At 63.5% G+C, this 3,738-nt stretch carries 6 protein-coding genes; all 6 read left to right on the top strand.

Translation table 11 applies throughout. The features are described from left to right. Positions 1–91 precede the first annotated feature (91 nt). On the top strand, positions 92–595 hold the full coding sequence (rimM, locus tag ACRCSW_RS00795) for a ribosome maturation factor RimM (protein ID WP_438702097.1): 504 nt from the start codon (positions 92–94) through the stop codon (positions 593–595). A 52-nt stretch (positions 596–647) separates the two neighbouring features. Beyond that, on the top strand, positions 648–1,625 hold the full coding sequence (locus ACRCSW_RS00800) for a hypothetical protein (protein ID WP_438702098.1): 978 nt from the start codon (positions 648–650) through the stop codon (positions 1,623–1,625). A 42-nt stretch (positions 1,626–1,667) separates the two neighbouring features. Then, on the top strand, positions 1,668–2,507 hold the full coding sequence (gene trmD / locus ACRCSW_RS00805) for a tRNA (guanosine(37)-N1)-methyltransferase TrmD (protein ID WP_438702099.1): 840 nt from the start codon (positions 1,668–1,670) through the stop codon (positions 2,505–2,507). 48 nt (positions 2,508–2,555) lie between these two features. Next, positions 2,556–2,930, top strand: coding sequence for a 50S ribosomal protein L19 (gene rplS, locus ACRCSW_RS00810; protein ID WP_438702100.1), 375 nt, complete (start codon positions 2,556–2,558; stop codon positions 2,928–2,930). An 11-nt stretch (positions 2,931–2,941) separates the two neighbouring features. After that, positions 2,942–3,163: a 50S ribosomal protein L31 gene (gene rpmE / locus ACRCSW_RS00815; RefSeq protein ID WP_438702101.1), complete on the top strand. Its 222-nt coding sequence runs from the start codon at positions 2,942–2,944 to the stop codon at positions 3,161–3,163. 240 nt (positions 3,164–3,403) lie between these two features. Then, positions 3,404–3,738, top strand: a 335-nt coding sequence (locus ACRCSW_RS00820; RefSeq protein ID WP_438702102.1) for a division plane positioning ATPase MipZ, incomplete at its 3' end; no start/stop codon positions are given.

Below are 3,738 nucleotides of genomic sequence, written 5' to 3' on the forward strand. Positions count from 1 at the left end.
TTGGCTGGCCCGAGGAGGAAAGTCAGGTGCCGGAACTGGAAACCGCAGGCTGGGAAACCCGGTCCCCTTCGCTATGGATGGAGCAGCGCTGATGTCGGACCGCATATGCGTGGGTGCGATTGCCGGGGCATTCGGCGTGTCGGGCGAGGTGCGGCTGAAGTCGTTCTGCACCCAACCCGAAGACATCGCCAGCTACGGACCGCTAATGTCGGAAGACGGCACCCGGCAGTTCCGCATCACCCTGACCCGCCCCGTCGCCGGCGGCCTTGGCGCGCGGATCGCAGGCGTGGCAACGAAAGACGACGCTGACGCCCTGCGTGGCACCGGCCTTTTCGTCGACCGCGCAAAGCTGCCCTCCCTGCCCGACGACGAGTTTTACCACGCCGATCTGATCGGCCTAGAAGTGCGTGATCCCGGCGGCGCGCTGATCGGGAAAGTTGCCGCAATTCACAATCACGGGGCCGGAGACATCCTCGAAATATCCGCGCCGGGTCATAAATCGGCCCTTCTTTTGCCCTTTACCAAGGCGATCGTGCCCAATGTCGATCTTGCGGCCAGACGTCTGGTCGCCGATCTGCCGGAAGGACTTGATTGAACTTCCGACTTATCTGGCCTGCCCTGTCTGGTTGTTAAGTGAGGAAATTGCCATGCTCGCACGCTTGCGTCTTCTGAGAGGTGCAGCCGCCCTGCTGTATTTCGGCCCGCTCTTCGCAGGTCTTTCGGGCTCAGGCTGGGATCAGGTGCCGTTCTTCGTGGCGATATTCGTGCTGTGGCTGATCATCCTGCGGCCCGAGCAGTGGCCCGCCACCCCGGCCGAGTGGCTGACGGCTTCGGCATGGGGTGCAGCCCTTACCCAGGTCCTGTCGCAAATCCTGCTGGTCGCCGTCCTTTTCGGCATCGGTCGCGGCTTTGGTGGCATCGCCGGGTTCCTTCCGGTCATCAACCCGCTGCTGCCCGCCGCCATATCCTTCCTGGCAATACCCCTCGGCCGCTCACTCTGGGACGCGCGCGAGGCCGCCGAGGCTGGCGTGTTTCTGGATGAGGAGGCCGAACGCGCCCAGATTCCCCGCGCAGCCGCCGATGCCGCTTTGGCCATCGTGCCACTGCTCAACCTTCCCGACGATGCACCCGAGGCTCAGGTCAGCCCGCTCGTCAGCAACATCATGTATGCCAATGGCGCGGCTCTGCGCCTCAACGCGCTGACGGCTGCACTGAAACGCCCGGACCGGACCCACGCAGCCCTGCGCCGGGCCCTCGTCATCTGGGCCTCCGAGCCCGAGGTGGTTGCCCCCGGCCTGGTCCCAGACGCGATGGCGAATGCCTTTTCCATCGCCGATGGCAGCCCGGATCTTCTTCGTCTTCTGGTCCCCCGCGCAATGGCACTGATTGGTGCCTTTCCCGGTCGCGCGGACGGCTTCCCTGCTCCGACTGCGATCCGGCAGGTTGCGGCCGACGGTCTTGTCGGTGGCCCGACCAACGATCTGCCCAGTCATCTGCGCGACGATCTGCGCGACGGGCTGATCGCGCTGGCCCATGCCGTCGAGATGGCCCAAGCCCAAACCCAGCCGACCGCCGATCCGGTACGGCGCGAGGCCCCGGCCACCGCCCAACCCCGTCACGCCTGATCGCACTTCTAACTGCCGGTATTTGCGGGTATGGCACGGGTCATGTCCGACCCGATCTCACCACCCAAAAGCCACGGCAGGCTGTCGATCCGCGCCAGCCAGAAACCGCGCGACCTGCTGGAAGAGCCGCGCATCGTCAAAGACGCGTGGACCGCCAAGATCATCACGCTTTTCCCCGACGCGTTTCCCGGCATCCTCAACCTGTCGCTGACTGGGAAGGCGCTTGATTTCGGCCTCTGGCGGCTGGAAACCACCGACCTGCGCCCCTTCGGCATCGGCAGACACCAGAACGTCGACGACACCCCCGCAGGCGGCGGTGCAGGCATGGTCTTGCGCGCCGATGTGGTCGACGCCGCACTTGCCGCCGCGGCCGACGGGACGCCGACTGACCGCAGCCGCTGGCCGGTCATCTACCTTTCCCCGCGTGGCAGACCGTTCGACCAGACCACCGCCCGCCGCCTTGCCGCAGCCGAAGGGATCACCCTTCTCTGCGGTCGTTTCGAGGGCGTCGATCAGCGCGTTCTCGACCATCACGCCGTCGAGGAAATCTCCTTGGGTGATTTCGTCCTCACCGGAGGAGAGATTGCCGCAACGGCCTTGATTGATGCGACCGTCCGCCTTATACCCCGCGTGCTTGGGAATCAGCAGTCCACCGAGGAGGAATCCTTCTCGGAGGGGCTTTTGGAATTTCCGCACTACACTCGGCCCACCGTCTGGCAAGGCCGCGAGATACCCGAAGTGCTTCAGTCGGGCCATCACGCGAACATAGCCGTCTGGCGGAAGGCAATGGCCGAAAGGCTGACAAAGGAACGCAGGCCTGATCTCTGGCGGGCTTACTGTGCGGCGCACGGTAGGGACCCGAATGAAGACCGAGAGCTCTGAGGCGGCATCATCTTCGCGGGAAAAACCGCGAGCAACGGAGTATACGCGATGAACCTGATCGCTCAGATCGAGGCGGAGCAGATTGCCGCCCTCGGAAAGACCATCCCGGACTTCAAGGCCGGCGATACCGTGAAAGTCGGCTACAAAGTGACCGAAGGCACCCGTTCGCGCGTGCAGGCCTATGAAGGCGTCTGCATCGGCCGCAAAGGCGGGGCGACCATCTCGGCCAGCTTCACCGTGCGCAAGATTTCGTTCGGCGAAGGGGTGGAGCGGGTGTTCCCCCTCTACTCGACGAACATCGACAGCATCGAAGTGGTGCGTCGCGGCAAGGTCCGTCGTGCAAAGCTTTACTACCTGCGCGCCCGTCGCGGCAAATCGGCCCGGATCGCCGAGGACGCCACCTACAAAGCCAAAGACGAATAAGGACCCGAGCCATGAAACAGGGCATTCACCCCGACTATCACACCATCAACGTCAAGATGACGGATGGTACCGTGTTCCAGACCAAATCGACCTGGGGCAAGGAAGGCGACCAGATGGCGCTCGACATCGACCCCTTGGCGCACCCCGCCTGGACCGGCGGCAACGCCAAGCTGATGGACACCGGCGGTCGCGTGTCGAAGTTCAAGAACAAATACGCCGGCCTCGGCTTCTAAGCCAGTCCGCGCAGTCTTTCTGAAGGGGCATGTGGCAACGCATGCCCCTTTTCAGTTTCCAGCCCTGAAAGCGGGTCCGGGAGCCGGAGTTTTCGAAAACTCCGTAACGATTTCTTCGAAGAAATCGCTCTTCGTGCCGACGCAGAAAGGTATTATTGCTTTCCCGACGCCGTTCCCGCTTCCTTCCCCGCAACGCTGCGAATCTGAGAGGTCCGGGGTGTTTCGAAGGTTCACTAGGACATGGCGCATATCATCGTTGTGGGCAACGAAAAGGGCGGCTCGGGCAAGTCCACGACCTGCATGCACGTGGCCACCGCCCTTGCCCGATTGGGCCACCGCGTGGGCGCGCTGGATCTTGACCTGCGGCAGAAAACCTTCGGTCGCTACATCGAAAACCGCCGTGCTTATCTGGAGCGGGCGGGGCTGACAATAGCGACACCCGATTACCGCGATCTGCCCGAGGCGGACCCCGCAGCGCTTGCCACAGGCGAGAATGCCTATGACCACCGCATCACCAACGCCATCGCGGAGATGGACAGGGTCAAGGACTTCATCATCATCGATTGCCCCGGCAG

This window comes from Tabrizicola sp., from assembly GCF_051645465.1.
Taxonomy (GTDB): domain Bacteria; phylum Pseudomonadota; class Alphaproteobacteria; order Rhodobacterales; family Rhodobacteraceae; genus Tabrizicola.

Excerpts from the sequence above, each read along its gene's own strand:
- rimM (WP_438702097.1), top strand. The coding sequence starts at position 92 with ATGTCGGACCGCATATGCGTGGGTGCGATTGCCGGGGCATTCGGCGTG.
- ACRCSW_RS00800 (WP_438702098.1), top strand. The coding sequence starts at position 648 with ATGCTCGCACGCTTGCGTCTTCTGAGAGGTGCAGCCGCCCTGCTGTAT.
- trmD (WP_438702099.1), top strand. The coding sequence starts at position 1,668 with ATGTCCGACCCGATCTCACCACCCAAAAGCCACGGCAGGCTGTCGATC.
- rplS (WP_438702100.1), top strand. The coding sequence starts at position 2,556 with ATGAACCTGATCGCTCAGATCGAGGCGGAGCAGATTGCCGCCCTCGGA.
- rpmE (WP_438702101.1), top strand. The coding sequence starts at position 2,942 with ATGAAACAGGGCATTCACCCCGACTATCACACCATCAACGTCAAGATG.